Below are 18,339 nucleotides of genomic sequence, written 5' to 3'. Positions count from 1 at the left end.
TTATTCATAAGAGAGCTTTTCTTAAATGAGTTATTGCCAGATACAAGTGACTGTATAGTTTAGCAAAGAAGATTCATTAAACGGGAAAATTACCGTCTGTATGCTGATAACAGACTGGGACCATTTAATACGTAATGCTAAGATAACGCGCAAAGCAGCAAGAGTGAATTAGTCTTTGGAATTAACTTTTCCTTTTGAACACGGTGTATCGGTGCAGTGGATGCACGCCAGCCATGCTCACATACCTTCACAAAACCTGCGGCGATGGCTGCTGGATACCGGATCGCTCACAGAGCGGTTGCAGGAGTGTTGTGATACTTTCTCATTAACCCGGCTGGGACAGGGCGAGGTGCCGCTGTACGCTAACGAAAAGCGCTGGCTGCCCACTGCTTCGCAGAAGAGCTGGCAGATAAGAGAAGTCGTGCTGTATGGCGATGGTGCCCCCTGGGTATTTGCCCGCTCTGTTCTGCCTGAAACACTGATAACCAGTGAGCTGGCCAATCTGGGTACCCAACCTCTGGGCGTCAGATTATTCAATGATGACCGCTTCATACGCAGTAATTTTGAACTCTGTGAGGTGCCGGCCAGCGCATTTGATTTCTCCAACAGGCAGATAGAGCAGTCAGACGGGCCTCAGCAGACGATGCTATGGGGCAGGCGCTCACGGTTTCACATGGGCAATGATTATATAATTGTCGCTGAGATCTTTTTACCGGACGCCCCCGCCTACAAGAATGGATAAGCATGGATAATCGTCTCTCGTTTTCAAATATCAGCGCTTATATTCAGTTAACCCGGCTGGATAAACCTATTGGTATTTATCTGTTACTGTGGCCGACCCTGTGGGCACTGATTATTGCTGGCCAGGGCGTGCCTGCGCTGCATATTATCGCCATTTTTGTGGCCGGGGTGGTACTGATGCGTTCAGCTGGTTGTGTAATTAATGACTATGCCGACAGAAAAGTGGATGGCGCGGTGGAGCGAACCCGTCAGCGCCCCTTGGTCTCAGGCCAGGCCACAGAAAAAGAGGCGTTGCAGCTATTCGGTTTGCTCGTGAGCCTATCTTTTGTTCTGGTGCTGTTTTTAAACTGGCAAACCATCGCGCTGTCATTCGTCGCGGTGGCGCTGGCTTTTTGTTATCCCTTCATGAAGCGTTATACGCATATGCCGCAGGCTGTGCTGGGCGCCGCCTTTGGCTGGGCAATTCCGATGGCATTTATGGCAGTTAACGAAACGTTGCCGCTGGTGGCCTGGGTGCTGTTTGCCGCGAATGTGGTGTGGACAGTGGCTTATGACAGTATGTATGCCATGGTCGACCGAGAGGATGATTTAAAAGTCGGGATCAAATCCAGTGCTATTTTATTTGGCCGCTACGATCGGCTTATTATCGGTATTTTGCAGCTGGCTACGCTGGGTTTACTGACATGGGTTGGCATGCTAATCAATGCCAGCTGGGTGGTTTACCTGGCGTTACTGGTCTGCGCCAGTTTGTTTGCCTATCAACAGGTACGGATTCGCCATCGGGATCGCCAGGCCTGCTTCCAGTCTTTTCTGGATAACCATTACATTGGCCTGGCATTTTCCGTAGGTTTACTGTTGCATTATTTAATTATTCGTTAGCAGAGTAATCACTGACTTTTCTTTTCTGAGGCCGGATTTTTACCTTCAAGTTCGGCCAGCCGGGCTTCCATCGCGTCAAGCTTTTCGCGGGTACGGATTAATACCTGACTTTGAATATCAAATTCTTCACGGGTTACCAGGTCCAGTTTGGCAAGCTGCGCCTGCAAAATCTGCTTGATACGGCCTTCGGCACCCTCGGCTGCGTTGCGAACGCCCGGTGGCACTGCACCTGAAATTTGTTTTGCCAGTTCTTCGAGTTTTTTCGGATCGAGCATGGTTTTCCTCTATAATGCGCCACAGCATGAGTCTGTCTATTCTAAAGAGAAGTCGGGCACATGCAACGAAAACCACCTTTACCCTAAATTCAGCAATTTTCCGGTAGTGAATTCATGCGTTTAAACGATGCCCAACAATCTGCAGTTACATACGTGTCAGGACCCTGTCTGGTTCTGGCCGGTGCTGGTAGTGGTAAAACCCGGGTAATCACCAATAAGATTGCCTATCTGGTGCGCCAGTGTGACATCCCCGCCCGGTATATTGCAGCGGTGACGTTTACCAACAAAGCCGCCCGGGAAATGAAAGAGCGGGTGGCGCAAACGCTGGGTAAAAGCGAAGCGCGAGGTCTCAAGGTTTCAACATTTCATACCCTGGGCCTGCGTATCATTAAATCGCATGTTAAAGATTTAGGTCTCAAAGCCGGGTTTTCTTTGTTCGATGACAAAGACTCGATGGCTCTGTTAAAAGATTTAACCGAGGACATGCTGGATGGTGACAAAGATCAGCTCTCGCTATTGCAAAGCTGTATTTCAAACTGGAAGAACGACCTGCGCTTACCCGATGAGTTGCTTAGGGAAGCCACTAGCACCGGTGAAAAAGAGTTTGCACAGGCCTACCGGGAGTATCAGAACCATTTAAAAGCCTATAATGCGCTGGATTTTGACGATCTGATTTTACTGCCGACATTGTTGCTTAGAAGCTCGCAAACTATCCGTGAAAAGTGGCAGCGTAGATTGCAGTATTTGCTGGTGGACGAATATCAGGATACCAATACCAGTCAGTACGAGCTGGTGAAGCTGCTGGTGGGTGAACGCGCCCGTTTTACCGTGGTAGGCGATGACGATCAGTCCATCTATTCCTGGCGGGGTGCACGGCCCCAGAATCTCAACCTGCTGCAGCAGGATTTCCCGCGACTCAATGTTATAAAACTACAGCAAAATTACCGTTCCTCAGGCCGGATTTTGCACAGCGCCAACATTCTGATTCAGAACAACCCGCACCTGTTCGACAAAACGCTTTTTTCTGAACTGGCATATGGCGAACCTCTAAAAGTCATTGTGGCGAAAAACGAAGAGCATGAAGCCGAGCGGGTAGTGGCCGAGCTTATTGCGCACAAGTTTATGAATCGCACCCAATTTAAAGATTACGCCATCTTGTATCGGGGGAATCACCAGAGCCGGTTATTTGAAAAGCTGCTGATGAGTAACCGTATCCCTTACAAAATCAGTGGCGGCATGTCATTTTTCGGGCGCACAGAAGTGAAAGATATTATGGCGTATCTGCGCCTGCTGGTGAATCCGGATGATGACAATGCACTGTTGCGGGTGATCAATACCCCGCATCGTGGAATAGGACGTGCCACCCTGGAGCGGCTGGGTAATTTTGCCAATGAACTGGGCGTGTCTATTTTTGCTGCTGCGGTGCATGACGGGTTGTCTCAGGTTATGAGTGACGGCGCGTATCAGCGGGTGGCAGGCTTTGGACGCTGGATGGTGGAGTTGTCGGATAACGCCCAGCGTGGTGACACCAAAGCGGTGTTACGGGAGATGATAAAATCCATGCAGTACGAAGAGTGGCTGTATGAGCAAAGCAAAACGCCTAAAGCCGCAGAAATGGGTATGGCAAACATCAGCACATTGTTTGGCTGGGTTACCGATATGCTGGAAGGTAATGATCTTGACCCGCCAATGACGCTGCCAGAGGTCGTTAACCGTCTGATCCTGCGGGATATGATGGAGCGGGGCGAAGATGATGCGGAGGCTGATCAGGTTCAGCTAATGACCTTGCACGCATCGAAAGGGCTGGAATTTCCGATTGTGTTTTTAGTCGGCATGGAGGAAGGCCTGTTGCCGCATCAAAGCAGTATTGACGAAGATAATGTAGAGGAAGAGCGCCGCCTGGCCTACGTGGGGATCACGCGGGCCCAGCGCGAACTGATCTTCTCCCTGGCCCGGGAACGCCGGCAATTCGGTGAGGTCATCAACCCAGAGCACAGCCGCTTTTTAGATGAACTGCCACCGGATGATCTTCAGTGGGAAAACCAGAAAAAAACGGTAAGCGCAGAAGAGCGCCAGGAAAAGGGGCACAAGAGTATTGCCAACTTAAGAGCAATGCTGGGTAAGGACTAAGCCGTACAACTGGAAACCGGACGTGCAGGTGCGTTACGTAACTAAACCGCTATCCGGTCATTGTTCAGTGGTTCAGGCCGGCTGAGTACCTTGCCCTGGGCAAAGTTACAGTTAATTTCAGCCAGAGCAGCCAGCTGTGAGGGTGAATCAACGCCCTCCGCAATCACCTTAAAGCGCAGATGTTCAGAAATCAGCATCACCGACTGAATCAGCTTCTGATTGCGCTGAGAGCGCGGCAGCGACTTCACAAACCGGTGATCGACCTTGATGTAGTCAAAGGGATAGGCGAATAAATAGCTGAGGGACGCCAGCCCACTGCCAAAATTATCCAAGACCAGCGTGATGCCCGCACGTTTTAACTTTTTAATGGCTGGCAGAATATATTGCGAGCGCCGGTTTAAATCATTTTCATCAAACTCAAACACCAGCTCTTCAGGCGAGGTCCCACGCTCTTCAATGATTCGGATAATTTTGTTGACCAGGGACTGCTGCAGCAAGTGATTGATAGAGACATTTACTGCAATACGGGTAGGGCGACGATGTGTTTCTTTCCAGTTTTGCAGCAAATCACAGGCCTTGTGTAATTGGTACAAATCTAAGTCCAGTGTTAACCCACTTTGTTCTGCCACCTGACGAAACTGTTCACGGGCGACCTTACCGTATTGCGGATGTGTCCAGCGAACATACATTTCATGATAAATTGCTTCGTCGGTTTTAAGGTTAACCACCGGTTGCAGGTAACAGTCAAACTCTTCCTGGCGCAGCGACTGGCGAAACTCGTTTTCTAGTTCCAACTCTTCAAGAAGCCGTTCGCGCATACTTTTGTCGAACATGACAAAACGACCGCGGCCCAGCGTTTTAGCCTGGTACATTGCCGCATCGGCATCCCGCAATACCTCGTCAGCCGAACGGTAATAGTTTTCCAGGTGGGCAATGCCAATGCTGGCGCCTGAGTACATGTCCTTACCTTCCAGGGTAAAGGGCTCTGACACCGCTTCAATAATGCGCGAGGCTACCTCTTCCACATCTTCCAGATCTTCAAAAGCGTCAAGCAACACCACAAACTCATCGCCACCGAGACGGGCCAGTAAGTCATGCCCGCGAATACACAGAGAAATGCGTCGGGCCACTTCAATCAAAAACTCATCACCGGCATGATGACCCAGCGTATCGTTGATTACCTTGAAGCGGTCGAGGTCGATAAAAAGTACCGCAAACAGATTTTCTGAATAACGCTGCTTGTTGGCCAGCGCCAGATCTAACCGACTGGTAAACATCGCCCGATTGGGCAGGTCGGTCAGCGCATCATGATGGGCATCATGAATCAGCTTCAGCTCCATTTCCTTGCGTTCTTCAATTTGCTTGCGCAGGCTGGCGTTCACTTTATTCAGCTCTTCGGTCCGCTCGCGAACCCGTTCTTCCAGCTGTTGATTATACTGATGGATGGCATCGGTACTGCGCTTGCGCTCCATAGCCACCGCAATGTGATGTGACACAAACCGTAAAAGCTCCAAATCCCGGGCGGTATACTTGGCCAGTTTTCCGTAAGTCTGCACCGCAATAACGCCGGATACCTCACCATCGACCACCAACGGCGAGCCCAGCCAGGAGTTGGCACTATTAAGCATACTTTGGGCGACATCCACATCAATCTCGCCGGATTCGGCCAGCTCAAGCACGCGGGGTGGGTTGATCAGTTCTGCCTGACCCGTTCGCAGTACAAATTCAGTCAGGCCCAGGCCGAGCGGACGCACTTCAGCGCTATCCTGCTCTCTGTCACTAAAATAAGGAAAATGGAGTTTATCGCCGGTGTCATTGAGCGTAGCAATATAGCAGTTAGGGGCGCTGATGAGTCGGGCCAGGATGACGTGCAGGCTGGAGTAAAAACTGCCCATATCTCCTTCCACGTGCGCGGCCAGTTCTGATATCTCAAACAGCGCATTTTGCAGCTGTTCTACTTTCTGACGCTCCAGAATTTCTTCCTGCAGATCATCATTAATCTTGCGCAGTTGCCGGGTTCGGTCACGAATGGTGCGCTCAGTGAGCTCGCGGCTCTTTACCCGGTCGACGGTGGTCACAATGTGCTGGGAAACAAACAGCAGGACTTCAAGATCTTCACTTGAATAAGAGACTGCCTCATCGTAGGTCTGCACTACCATGGCGCCAATAACCTGCGAGCCTCTTTTCAGGGGGACACCTAAAAACTGGTGAGGCAACGCGCCGACCAGTTTGACACCGGTATCAACGGCAAAGGCATCTGCATTGTGTTTGTCTAGAAAAACATGATTACCTGTACGCAGAATATAGCCGGTAATGCCATCCATAAGCTCGTGTGCTGGAACCTGATGAATGGTTTGTTCATCGAACTCATCGACAAAGTAAGCAAAATTGATCAGATTAACGTCGCGCTCATAAAATGCGACAAAGAAGTTATCGGCGTTCATGAAATCGCCAATGATTTCGTGGATAGCTGTGTAAAGGCGGTTTAGCTGGCTGACAGAACTGGCCAGTTCGGCAATGTCGAACAAGGCTTTTTGTACCCGCTCTGCACGCTTATATTTTTCAGTCAGTTGCTGTAACTGGGGTATAAGCTCTCGAAGCTCTTCCTCAGACAACGGATACTGCGTAGACTCTGTCGACATTAAGTTAGCCAGTTTTACTCAAAAACACCAATGGTCGTTAACGGGTTAACTTAACTGATTTTTGAGTTCAATGCCACATTCTGTGCAAAAATGCAGCATTTTATTCTCATCGGACCAGAGCCAGGCGGGCCGTACATTCGCGCTCACGTTGTACAGATAACACTACACTATGCTCATACTTTATTTGTAGAAACGCATCACAAAACAGTTATATACCTTCCATCATGTATTCAATGGCTGCCTTGATTTCATCATCGCTACAGTCACCACATGTTCCTCTCGGGGGCATAGCGTTATAACCATTTATGGCGTTTTGCAGTAGCATATCAAAGCCTCGCTCATCCAGGCGCGGCTGCCAGTCGGCTGCAACCTGATGCTTAGGCGCACCCAGTACACCAGCACCATGGCAGGCTACACAGGCATTGTTATAAACCGCTTCGCCAGATCGGGTTCCACCACCGCCGCCGCCAGCTGCTGCGCCCTGGGCATCGTTGCCACCAATGTTTACCGAACCAACCGGTTTGATACGTTCTTTAATTGCTTCATCGCTCATTTCCTGAGCTTGCGCTACTGCTGCTAACGTCATCGCGCCAGCAACTAACCACGATTTTACTTTCACATCCGCCTCCGGGCATCGTATTCAAACGCCTATTTCATGAAGATTATAATGGTTATTTAATGACTACAACCATTTAGGGCCAATTAACCTATTTTTAATCGAAACTGAATTTCTGCACCGCAATACAGATTTATGACATAAAACGGTTGATGCAACCGCTTCGCGTAAGTATTATAGCGCTCCTCAACGCCATTCCCGACTTGAGCCTCTGCGCAAAGTCACTGGTTGTTGATACAAGTTTACACAATACGCACCCGTAGCTCAGCTGGGTGAGTACCGGTCGCCGCAGGCGATGAGGGGTGACTTAACGTCACGCCGAAAGGCACGCAACGCCGCAACAGGACGTTGCGGCTGGAATGACCCACCAGGGACGGGTCAGAAACAAGTTTTTAAAGTACGCACCCGTAGCTCAGCTGGATAGAGCGTTGCCCTCCGGAGGCAAAGGTCATAGGTTCGAATCCTATCGGGTGCGCCATTTTTAAAGGGCTGTAGCCCGACTCCTCTCCTCGAAAAATTCCCTTTTCAAAATATGTAGCAAATATGTAGCAAATTTTTGGCTGTATGTATTCAAATAATTTGCTAGCATCCAGAAACTAGCATGGATGACAGTTGAAAACTTAAATGGAAATCGAAGGTGAGTCGATAGATGAGATCATCAGATCAAGTCTCTGCATATTGAAAACTCAAGGAAAAGAAAATACTCCCACTAAGGGCAAAAACCTTGAATTGACTGGGGTTCTTCTAACACTATCTGATCCTCTCAACAGGGTAAGCCGAGCGGAGAGCAAAAATACACTTTATAGTTGTCTTGGTGAGTTGACCTGGTATCTAAGCGGTTCAGAAGATGCCGAACATATGATCTACTATCTGTCTCGTTATAGAAATTATGCTGAGCTTGATGGAACGGTAGGAGGCGCGTATGGCCCGCGACTGATTGGGCAGTCGGATTCAGTAAACCAGATTGAAAATATCATTTCTATCCTCGAGCACAAGCCGTCTTCTCGGCAAGCTGTCATTCAGATATTTGACAAGCATGACTTAGTTAACAAAAAAAAAGATATACCCTGTACACAGACTTTACAGTTCATTCTAAGGGAGAATTGTCTAGAGCTTATTGCCACTATGCGGTCAAATGACGTATTTCGTGGGCTTCCACACGATATTTTTTGCTTCACAATGCTTCAAGAGTTAGTAGCAAGTGAACTATCTTCACGATTAAATCGCAAAATCAAACTTGGTAGCTACAAACATTTTGTCGGGAGCTTCCACGTTTATGACGAGGATTCAGGCTTGATTGGGCGCTACAATCAAGAAGGATACCCTAACCCAACTCCTATAATGACACCAATGCCTGAAAACTCTTATGCAGATGTCAGAAACTTCATTGAAGTAGAAAAAGAGATCAGGAAAGGGGAATTAGGCGAAAGTATTTCAGCTGAACTTCCCCCTTATTGGGGAGATCTAACAATAATGTTGAAATCTTTTAAAATATATAAGAGCAATCCATTAGATGGATGTCGAAAACTCCAAAGTCAGATTGAAAACTTATCTAATAGCAACTACAAACCCATCATTCAGAAACTGATAGATAAAATAAGAAAAAAATGATGAAAAATAAAAAACAGAACTTATTTGAGGAAGTCCTGGAGAAATTGGCCAGTGTCCAAAGTGTAGAACTACCTGGAATCTTAGACGATGAAAGGAGGGCGGTGTTTGCTCGACAGGTTGTAGATAGCATTCGAAGAATTGATTTCGTTAAAAGACTGAGCGAATTAGAGCTAAGTGAATTTAGAGCTGACCCTAATTCAGAACTGTTTGATCCTCTTAAGGCTGCGGTTATACATAAAAAGAAGGGAGATTCAGACGAGGCATTCTGGTTGCTGCTATTAGCAACTCACTTTGGAAAGTCTCAAGCTTATGGCTGGAGTATTGTAGCAGATGTATATGGTGCAAGAGGCGAGACCGAACCATGGACTTGGCAAAATATAACTTCAAACTTTGATGCCTTTGATAGGTGGTTTCGACGCGCAAGTTTTGAAATTTCTAGTGAGAAGAAAAAGTTAAAGTTTAACAATCACAGGAAATACCAATCTTTCAGGTATGACACAGCTTTTTCAGTGCCTGTAGTTGTAAAAAGTTATATTGACTATATAGGAGGCCATTTCAGCCATGCTGCTAAAATATCCGAAGCTGAATATGCAACAAATAATGATAAATCTTTGATGTTTGATTATTTTTTCAAAGGTATGAAAAGTAATGTGAAGTCCTTTAGTCGCTTAGGTGTTTTTGATTTGCTGACTATGTGGGCTAAGTTAGACCTTGTTGACTTTTACCCTCAGAGTGCATATATCTCTGGTTCTACTGGACCAAGGCCAGGGGCTACGTTATTATTTTTTGGACTGCATGGAGGCCATAGCGCTGATTCTCTAGAGACTAAACTAGCCCAACTAAATCATGAATTAAATCTCGGACCGTATGCGATGCAAATACTCGAAGATTCGCTTTGCAATTGGCAGAAGTCACCAAATAAATATAAATTATTCAGAGGTTAATCAAATAAACCATTTGTGTCGTATCTAACTTTTAGTTTATTAAGGTATTTGTGATCGATATTTCCACAGTGTTGTAGCTGGCCTACAACTATTCCTCGAGCAATACCGATTTTTTTCGAGAATCTTATTATTTTTATCCAATCCTTATGTGTAAAGTTAAGCATCTCGTCCCTATAAATTAAAGGAATCAGAGCTTCTTGTGAAAAAACATCGGCTTCTCTCTCTTCTTCAGAATTAGCGATATCTTTACCTTCAATAAATATAGATGAAGAGCTATGTAATAAAAGATGGCCTATTTCATGAAAAAGAGAGAACCAGAAATGATCGTTGGTTTTGTATCTAAAACTTAGAACTAAAATAGGCTCGTTTTCTTTTGAAAAAAATGTAGCACCGCTGGCTCTGGTTCCTTTTGGAGTTGGCAATAAAACTAAGTTCACACCGCAAGATGCAAATAAGCTTCGTAATCTGGGTACAAACTCCTTGGGATTGTCAATTAATGTCAATTTTCTAATTTCAGGCAAAGAACTAGACAGCTTATCAGAATTCCAAGAGGCGATATTTTGCTGCTTTGCAATTTTTTCAGCCTGATATAGCCAAGTTATTACTGACTCTGGCGAATTATCAAAAGAATTGGATGTTCTAAATGCTACTTTGGATAGGCGAGAAGAAAACTTGTCGTCCCATTCCTCAAGAGATCGTATATTGAAAAAATCTAAACATGCTTCAAATTTTTCCCATACCCTTAACCCTTTAGGAATCCAGTTCCACTTGGTCATATCTTTGAGAGGAAGTCTCGCTAACCATTGAATGCGCTCGTCATGTGACGCATCGAGCTGTTTCCTATATCTACTCTCTCTATTGATCCAAAATTTTGCTGAAACCTCAGTGACCTCTTCAATACTTTTAGCTAAGTCTTGCGTAATTGATTCATAGCCGAGTAACATACGTTCGCAAAATTCACGTTCAATACCTACTAAGCTAGAAAACTCATCAATTTCTACATCTCTTTCATACAAGATAGTCCGAATAGTTTCTCCTGGCGGAGAAGCCCATTCAGGTGAAAATCCAAGATTATCGCTCATTGTATTGTCCCTATCTGCACAATTTTGATTCTATAAATATTTGACCAGGTATTATCTGGCTCAACTAAATGAGAGTTGTTGGTTGCAATTAAGTTTGAGTCGTTGAAAAGAGGGAAAAGCAAAGCGACAGCTCCATGATGTGTAGTAACGGTATGTTTCCTGAACGAAAGTATATCCGAAGCGTAAGAGGCTGCCTCGAAATCAAATAGCAATGGTTTAAGAACTCTAGAGCATTCACGTCCCAGAGTGTCCTCCATTATCTTGATCACAGTACATATACTCCTTAACTCAGGAGATGAAAAAAAAACTTCCAAACCTTACTACGACTTTATCCCTTTTGACGATGTTGTCATTATGCTTCATAAGATACTATTTTTCTACTTCGTACACTTATTTACAGAACTCCAAGTAAAAGCAGATGAGCCGCTATGCGGCTCTTTCTGATTGATGTTCAATGCGCCATTCGTGAACGCGGGTGATAACTTCTTTACCTGCATACTGCACGCCTTTTAAAGCAAATGTGACAACGCCGTCGAAGTAGCTTTGCTTCACTTCGCCGGTTTCCTCGTTCACCTTTTCCTTATACAACGGCCTAATAGGCTGGTCGTTCCGCTTGCAGAACACGCCGCCCATCAACTCAACAAATTTTGCCCAGTCGCCACTATCAGCAGCCTCATAAATTGCGTCGAAAGATTCAGACAAGCCAACAAGCTGCTTTAACCTGCGAAGTTCGCGCCATACGGTGACTGAACCGTTACCGATTTGTTGAAACTGGCGAATACCCCAACAGCTCGCCCAGGCTTCCACCCGTTGAGCTGCGTGTATAGCGTCACCGCCATCAATATCACTATCAAGTTGTTCGCCATTAACATTCTTACTGACGTATTTCGCAATGTAGCCAGTAGCGCTACCACGGCTATAATCAATATCTTTAAAATCACAACGGTTTTCCTGTGCACCGGCTTCGTCGCCGTCTTCCTGTAAGGCATAGTGGGTAATCACTGATTTAAATGCATCAGCGTGTATAGGCTCGATAAAAAGCAGCATGTGCCAGTGAGGCGTACCGTCGTGCTGGGGTTCAACGATACGAAAGCCGTATTGCTGGATTTTACGACGGTCGAACTCGGCGCGTATACGTCGCCACAGAGTGTTTAAGTAGTCCTGAGCATCACGGGGCGTAGAACCATCCCATTTCGGGTTTGAGTCGCCTGATTTTGCATAGGTGTTATGAAAGCGGGAAGGGCAGGTAACTGTGACGAATATCGCTTTGTGTCCGGCTTCTTTAGAAAGCTTTTCAAAGCCAAACATGCGGGTCATTAGCTCGTTTTTTCTGTTAACGGGATTCGAAACATTCTTATCCGATAATTCAGCTAACGAAAATGAGTCGCCGACCTCATTAACGACAACGAGGTTTTCAAGCATTTTACGTTGTAGCTCTTTTTGCGCTAAACGAGATTGAACGGTGAAGTCACTACAGTATTTGCCTTTGCGACTATGCACCTGGCCCAGGTGCATCAACACTATCTCACGCTTGCGGCTAACAACCTTTCTCAATTGCCGTAACCACCAATACACATCCTGCATTCTGCGTAGTGTGCCTATTAGCATCTTATCTTCTGTAAGTTTTGGTAATTCGATACCGTAGCCGCTCACATACTTTGATGCTTCTGCATAGGTAGTGCGAAGCCCCTGACCAATAGCTGAAGTGTTTTCAGCACGGTGCTTATCACTTTTTACCGCATACAGTTCAAAGCGCTTACAACGCCTTGCATTGTCTTCCGCTAACTCCCTTAACTCAGCTTCACCAGCATCAAAGTGAGGTATTAACTTGGTAGGTAACAAGCCGTTTAGCTTTGCGGTGATTTGCCTCAAATAGCTATTCGCATTAAAAGGCTTATCGAATTCCTGGTAACGGCCTATTAGGATCTGCTGAACGGCCTGCGGGAAGTGGGAAATTTGCTTCTTAACAAAAATCCGGTCTTCAGTACCCAGCGAACTATAGAACTGACCTTTTTTACCAGCCATTAAGTCCAGCGTTCTTGCGATAGAGGACTCTTTAAACCGTTTCATTAGATGCCTCCAATGCCTGAGCGTGTTTGATACCACGTTCTGATATCTCTACTCGTGACCATCGCAAGCCGTAAACGCATTGCTCTGTTGATTGCCTGAGCAAGCCTTCTTTTATAAGTGAGTACAGTACGGTTTTTGAAAAACTAAGCGGATAAACTTTAGGGAAATTAGTTTTGCCAAACTGATTGCATACAGAGGTACAAAGCTCGACGTAACCGCCGTTGGCAAAGTAGTGAAGCAGCTCAGTTTGATTCGAAGTTAACTTTTTCATTATGCCGCCCTCTCATCTTGATAAAGGTGAGTGCGACGAACAAAGCTTTCCAGCCAGGCGTCTAAGTCTTCTCGTAGGTAACGCACAGAACGGCCGATTTTGATAAACGGTGGTGCCGGTGTACGGTTTTCGCGGTTACCGTCCATCCGCGCCTGGCGCAGAAAAGAACGGCTCATACAGATATATTGTGATGCCTCTTTTTCAGATAAAAGGCGGGGTGTGATTGCTATTGTCATTGTTCGTTTCCTGATTACAAGTTTGTATTTCAGGAGCGAACTTAGCTTTCACCTTCTATCACATGATTGAATTCATGATTATTTTTTTAGCTCTGTAACATGATTATTGAAAGTACCTCTCGTTATCTGTTTCTGACGTTCCGGCAATTCTTCAGACACGTTCCATAAAATCTTATCAATGGTGACTTCGAGTACCACCCTCTCAGGGTCTATTAGGTCAAGAAGATCATCATCAGATTGGGATTCGTGCAGAAGAGCCCACAACTCGGAAGCAGTTGCGGTTGGTGAATGGTCTATTAGGTTTGAAACAATGCGCTTAGCTTTAGAGCCACGATTGTAATAAGTGGCGCGAGTTTGCCTATTAGGTTCAGCAGTTGACCTATTAGGCTTGCCATCAGCGCTTCCGTTTTGCTCCTTTAGCTTAGAAGAATGCGGCTTAGAAGCGGTATCGGAGCCTAATAGGCCATGACATTTTAAATCATCAACAAACAGGCATGCGTCAGAAAGGGAAAACGTAAACTCTTCACAATAGAGGTCTGTGTCGCCGTTCTTTTTTATTTTTTCCTTCAGGTAATTTGGTGGAGTAGCCTCCCCACTAAACATTTTAAAGATATCAGCCATTGCTGCTGCACCAGACTGTTGCTCGCGAGGAAAGTTTTTAGCCACGATGACACCCTGCTTAAGAGTCGACAGTCCAGTCGGATGCCATTCAATTATTTCTGAGTTTGGTGCCTTGGTTTTAAATGGATAGGCTGAAGAGTAGCCTTTAAAAGATGCTTGTCTGAGGTATACAGTCTTAGTGTTTACCTTTCCCCGACTTAAAAGCGCAAGTGAGTCAGGAATATCTACTGAGGCAATAGCATCAACAGTTGTCGAACCTTGACCAATAAAGCCTTGTTTAACACGCGTTCCCACTATCAAACTTATGCCTTGAAGCAGAAAGGAAAGGCGCAGACGTTTTTGCTCGACTAAAAAACGGATTTCATCTGCGGTAATACCGTGATGATGCTGAAGCTCGTTCAGCCTGTAGTAAGCTTTCTCCTGCATAATGCACGATGTCCATTGTTTGAGTTACAAAACGAAACTGATAAAAGGAGATTATAACGATGGTGTTGGATGATAAACAGTGTCCTTACTGCGGCGATGACGACGTTACATATACAAGTGCAAATTGGGTACAGTGTGAGCATAGTGAAGAACGTTGGCCAGTTGGCAGAAAAGTTGCCGGACCATACAACTGGCATACAGGCAAATTTGAGCCGGAAGAATCAGAATGAAGTTTTAGCGTAAAACAAAGCAAAAATCTTTATGTTAGCATTCGTAACTTTTAGCTTTGTTATTTATCTAATAAACTGGATGAACAACAACTCTATAAGATACTTTGGGTACGTATATCAACCAAGCCTGAAATCTGCTAAGAGGCCTGATCGCCGGTTCAGTAACGCCTCGAGAGTATGAATATTTTTACTCTTTTACAGCTCTATAACCAACATTCATTTGTTTTTGTATTAATTTTATGTGATATCATAATTATTATATTGAGCAATCTCTAATATTATTAAAGTACGGATGCTAATTATGAAATACAGGTTTCATTGCAAAAATTTTTTAATCCCTATAGCAAAAATTAAATTATTGAATAGGTCTTTACTTTTAATAATGGCTTTTATGCTCTGTGGATGTAGCAGTATATTTTCGGGAAATGAAGCCTTACCCATCCCTATGGAGGAGCGTTACCAACTAGATCAAGCGAAGTTTTTTATTGAAGCTCCAGATTTACGGCTTAATCCAAACAAAAAGAATATCAAATACTACGTAGCGGCATTTGACGGCACTGAAAACGACAAAGATAATTTAGATGAAAATAGCCGTGAAACAGTTGTTAGCTATCTTTATAGCATTCTAGATAAGAAAAAATCAATTAAATCTGAATATTATCCAGGTCCTGGCACTCAAAAAAACTATATCACTCGAACGTTAGACTCAGTTCGATGTCACTCATGTATAAAGATAGCAAATAAGGCTTTAGAGGACTTTGAAACATTTATAAAAAAGGAAGAAAGGAAAAATGATAATTTAGAGATAAAAGTCATTACTATCGGTTTTAGTCGTGGAGCTGCAATCGCAAGACACTTCATGAACCAGTTATCTAAACAATACAAAACAAGTTTATTAGACGACAGGCAGGAACCAAACTCTACTCTTATTAGAACCATTGGTTTATTGTTTGACACTGTAGCTACCAGTGTTGAAGACGAGTTGGAACTTGGTATATCAACTTCAACTGATTTCTTATTACATTTTATAGCAAATAACGAAAGTAGAAGACTCTTCCCGGTCATTTATGATGTCGATATTGATTTTCCAGGCGTTCCAGGAAGGATGCATATTTTACAACCTAGAAAATGTAAATTGCCGACAATTTCTAATTCCAATAGATTAGCGCAACTATCATTGCCTGGCTCTCATTCTGATATAGGAGCATCATATAAAAGTGGTATAGGTACATATTATCGAATTTACGGTGAGATAGCCTTGTTAGAAATGGGATTAATCAGCAAAACTCATTTTGAGATTGATGATTACTTATTCACATCAGGTAAACATGATTCTCGAGGATTATATGACTTTATTCTAGAATCAATTTTTGGAAAAAATTCTAGAGGGATAAAAAAAGTTCGTTCAGTCAAACTATCTCAAGATGAGTACAAACTAGCAAAAAGACGTCTGAGCAACCAATTCAACTCTAACTTTGGATATACCAGTGAATTAAAAGAAATTAAACCCGTTGTAATAGATCTCAAGAAGGAGGGAGATTATCTTAAGTTTTATCGTGGCTATTTTGGCCTGCGTGATCTTCAATTTTCGAATGATAAACGTGATGGGAAGCGGGTGATTAGTTTTACTTACGATGAGTCAGACTTTATTTCAAGGATGGAGTTAAATGATAAAGTATGGAATTCAATTCCGGAAAATGAGTTGAGTCGTTTAGAGTTCATTTTGCTTGAAAGTGAAGAAATTGAAAGAGGCTACTATTACGTAGATTGCAAAATGGTTTATGCTCAGTAAAATGAAATTAACTAAAACTTCTCTGTTTTAACTTAATGCGAGACTGAAAATGTTTCTGGCTCTAAAAAGCGTAGAATTTACATCAGGCCTGAGCGACTAGAACAGAGTTTCCGTTTTTTAGATCTAGCCAATAATAACTTATTTATGTGACAGTCTTTTATTATTAGCAGACACTAATTCATAAACTTTGGCGCATAGTTGAAGCAGCACAGTCAAACAGAAGTTAAAGCAGATTCACCGCCTTCGCCTTATGCTCTGGCGCCAAGTGTGCGTACCTGAGCGTCATATCTAACGAACCATGACCGAGCAATTCGCGGGTAGTATTCAAATCTACTCCAGCCATCACTAGTTTGCTAGCAAAGTGGTGGCGGAAGTCATGAAAACGAAAGTCGATAATCTTGGCGCTTTCCAGCAAGGCTACCCAGGCTTTTTTAAAGTCTTTAATTGGCTGGCCGTTTTCACCTTCGAATACCCAGTGCAGCGAACCGCAATCCAGCTTCCAGTTGAGCAGCGCCGACTTGGCTTTCTGATTAAGCGGAATGTGTCGAGCTTTTCCGCTTTTGGCATTGGCCGCTTTAACGGTCACAAATTCCCGTTCAAAGTTAATATCGGCCCAGGTCAGGCTAAGTAACTCACCTTTTCGCATGCCGGTATTCATAGCGACTATCACCAGGGGCGCTATATGATCCGCAAACGTGCGATTGCTCAAATCTGGTAGGAGTGGGTAGCCACGCTCTGTTCTGTGCTTGTTGCCGTTTTCACGGTCTTTTTTAATGCGATAGTCTCTGGCGGCGAGGGCGCGTTTCAGGGCTTCTTCTTCCTCAAAGCTTAAATAGCGAATATGGGTATTGTCTTCGCGCAGCATTTTGACCTTTTTCAGGTCGTGCTTTTCTATCACTTCCCACTCAACCGCTCTGCTCATGACTGATTTAAGCGTAGTGAAGCGCCGGTTAATAGTGGCGTTGCTTCGTTTAACTTTCATCATTTCTGTGCGGCGGCGCTCGACTACAGCGGCAGTAATATCTTTTAGCTGCATAGGTAGCAGGGTAGGGAAGTTCTTTTTAAGGTTTTTTATTTCCTGCGCGCCGGACTTAGGATACTGAGCGCTGTACCAGGGCGTAAACTGTAAATCCAAAAATGCTTCCAGCGTGGTTAACCTGGATTTTCTTTCCTGGGCTTTTAACTCTTTTTTATGCTCGTGAGGGTCAACACCCTGAACAACCGAAGCGCCGGCGGCTTTTGCTGCATCCTTGGCTTGCGCCGGAGTAATTTCAGGATGAGTACCCAGCTTCACATTTTGCTGTTTACCGTTATGGCGATAGTACAAAAAGTAGGTAATCCGGCCTTTGGGCGATATGCGCGCATGAAAGCCAGATATCTCTGTATCGTTTAGCCGCTTATCTTCGATTTTGAGGCTGGAAATCGTCGCGTTTGAGATCTTCTTTTTGATAGTCATTTCAAAATATGTAGCAAATATGTAGCAGATCGAGTGATATTGGGTGAGTTTACATGAACAATAGTGAACAAACTATGAATTTGTCTATATCAATTAAAACAATGACTTATGTTTTAATTTTTGTTTTTTGTGGTTCACTGAGCGTCACTGAAAAACACTATGTTTCTCGGCTCCGGAGGCAAAGGTCATAGGTTCGAAAAAATCGTCGGGAGCGATTTTGAACGCGCTTCAGCGCGGCCCGTGAGGGCGAGGCGCAGGGATGCGCCGAGTAATCCTATCGGGTGCGCCAGATATAAAAAGCCGACTTTCGAGTCGGT

15 protein-coding genes and 1 tRNA gene are annotated in these 18,339 nt (G+C 44.7%); 7 read left to right on the top strand and 9 right to left on the bottom strand.

The genetic code is table 11. The features are described 5' to 3' along the window. Positions 1-175: 175 nt before the first annotated feature. On the top strand, positions 176-742 hold the full coding sequence (locus F458_RS0115365) for a chorismate--pyruvate lyase family protein (RefSeq protein ID WP_018984324.1): 567 nt from the start codon (positions 176-178) through the stop codon (positions 740-742). Between the two features lie 2 nt (positions 743-744). After that, positions 745-1,620, top strand: a complete 876-nt coding sequence (ubiA, locus tag F458_RS0115360; protein WP_018984323.1) for a 4-hydroxybenzoate octaprenyltransferase — start codon at positions 745-747, stop codon at positions 1,618-1,620. Between the two features lie 8 nt (positions 1,621-1,628). Here the strand turns inward: ubiA and ubiK are convergent, their stop codons facing one another. Continuing rightward, positions 1,629-1,895: a ubiquinone biosynthesis accessory factor UbiK gene (gene ubiK / locus F458_RS0115355; RefSeq protein WP_018984322.1), complete on the bottom strand. Its 267-nt coding sequence runs from the start codon at positions 1,893-1,895 to the stop codon at positions 1,629-1,631. A 114-nt stretch (positions 1,896-2,009) separates the two neighbouring features. On the opposite strand from ubiK, the gene rep reads away from it, so the two are divergent. After that, positions 2,010-4,025 carry a DNA helicase Rep gene (gene rep / locus F458_RS0115350; protein ID WP_018984321.1) on the top strand — a complete coding sequence of 672 codons (2,016 nt, stop codon included), beginning with the start codon at positions 2,010-2,012 and terminating at the stop codon, positions 4,023-4,025. 41 nt (positions 4,026-4,066) lie between these two features. Here the strand turns inward: rep and F458_RS0115345 are convergent, their stop codons facing one another. Then, the gene (locus F458_RS0115345) at positions 4,067-6,667 is read right to left on the bottom strand and encodes a sensor domain-containing diguanylate cyclase (protein ID WP_018984320.1); all 2,601 of its coding nucleotides are present in this window, start codon (positions 6,665-6,667) and stop codon (positions 4,067-4,069) included. Between the two features lie 208 nt (positions 6,668-6,875). Further along, the gene (locus F458_RS0115340) at positions 6,876-7,286 is read right to left on the bottom strand and encodes a c-type cytochrome (protein WP_018984319.1); all 411 of its coding nucleotides are present in this window, start codon (positions 7,284-7,286) and stop codon (positions 6,876-6,878) included. A gap of 398 nt (positions 7,287-7,684) precedes the next feature. On the opposite strand from F458_RS0115340, the gene F458_RS0115335 reads away from it, so the two are divergent. The 3 genes from F458_RS0115335 (at position 7,685) to F458_RS0115325 (ending at position 9,838) form a co-directional block, all read left to right on the top strand. Beyond that, positions 7,685-7,761, top strand: a tRNA-Arg gene (locus F458_RS0115335). A 146-nt stretch (positions 7,762-7,907) separates the two neighbouring features. After that, the gene (locus F458_RS0115330; protein WP_018984318.1) at positions 7,908-8,894 is read left to right on the top strand and encodes a thymidylate synthase; all 987 of its coding nucleotides are present in this window, start codon (positions 7,908-7,910) and stop codon (positions 8,892-8,894) included. Next, positions 8,891-9,838, top strand: a complete 948-nt coding sequence (locus tag F458_RS0115325; RefSeq protein ID WP_232362677.1) for an alpha-glutamyl/putrescinyl thymine pyrophosphorylase clade 3 protein — start codon at positions 8,891-8,893, stop codon at positions 9,836-9,838. The genes F458_RS0115330 and F458_RS0115325 overlap by 4 nt, the downstream gene beginning before the upstream one ends. Here the strand turns inward: F458_RS0115325 and F458_RS0115320 are convergent. The 5 genes from F458_RS0115320 to F458_RS0115295 form a co-directional block, all read right to left on the bottom strand. Beyond that, positions 9,835-10,920 carry an ImmA/IrrE family metallo-endopeptidase gene (locus F458_RS0115320; protein ID WP_018984316.1) on the bottom strand — a complete coding sequence of 362 codons (1,086 nt, stop codon included), beginning with the start codon at positions 10,918-10,920 and terminating at the stop codon, positions 9,835-9,837. The two genes, F458_RS0115325 and F458_RS0115320, sit on opposite strands and share 4 nt — an antisense overlap. A gap of 426 nt (positions 10,921-11,346) precedes the next feature. Next, positions 11,347-12,990 (bottom strand): replication endonuclease, encoded by a 1,644-nt coding sequence (locus tag F458_RS0115310; protein ID WP_018984314.1) that lies wholly within the window; start codon positions 12,988-12,990, stop codon positions 11,347-11,349. Next, positions 12,977-13,261 (bottom strand): hypothetical protein, encoded by a 285-nt coding sequence (locus tag F458_RS0115305; protein WP_018984313.1) that lies wholly within the window; start codon positions 13,259-13,261, stop codon positions 12,977-12,979. The genes F458_RS0115310 and F458_RS0115305 overlap by 14 nt, the downstream gene beginning before the upstream one ends. Then, positions 13,261-13,497 (bottom strand): helix-turn-helix transcriptional regulator, encoded by a 237-nt coding sequence (locus tag F458_RS0115300; protein ID WP_018984312.1) that lies wholly within the window; start codon positions 13,495-13,497, stop codon positions 13,261-13,263. Before F458_RS0115300 ends, F458_RS0115305 begins: the two co-directional genes overlap by 1 nt. Positions 13,498-13,575: 78 nt before the next feature. Continuing rightward, positions 13,576-14,544, bottom strand: a complete 969-nt coding sequence (locus F458_RS0115295) for a hypothetical protein (RefSeq protein ID WP_018984311.1) — start codon at positions 14,542-14,544, stop codon at positions 13,576-13,578. Positions 14,545-15,075: 531 nt separating this feature from the next. On the opposite strand from F458_RS0115295, the gene F458_RS0115285 reads away from it, so the two are divergent. After that, complete coding sequence (locus tag F458_RS0115285; protein WP_018984309.1) at positions 15,076-16,566, top strand: phospholipase effector Tle1 domain-containing protein; 1,491 nt, start codon at positions 15,076-15,078, stop codon at positions 16,564-16,566. Positions 16,567-16,789: 223 nt separating this feature from the next. On the opposite strand, the gene F458_RS0115280 is transcribed toward F458_RS0115285, so the two are convergent. Further along, positions 16,790-18,022 carry a tyrosine-type recombinase/integrase gene (locus tag F458_RS0115280; protein WP_018984308.1) on the bottom strand — a complete coding sequence of 411 codons (1,233 nt, stop codon included), beginning with the start codon at positions 18,020-18,022 and terminating at the stop codon, positions 16,790-16,792. Positions 18,023-18,339: the final 317 nt, after the last annotated feature.

The sequence above is a fragment of the Salinimonas chungwhensis DSM 16280 genome (genome assembly GCF_000378185.1).
Lineage (GTDB): Bacteria > Pseudomonadota > Gammaproteobacteria > Enterobacterales > Alteromonadaceae > Alteromonas > Alteromonas chungwhensis.
The sequence above is the reverse complement of the archived record's forward strand: the minus strand, read 5'-3'. Positions and strand labels throughout refer to the sequence as shown.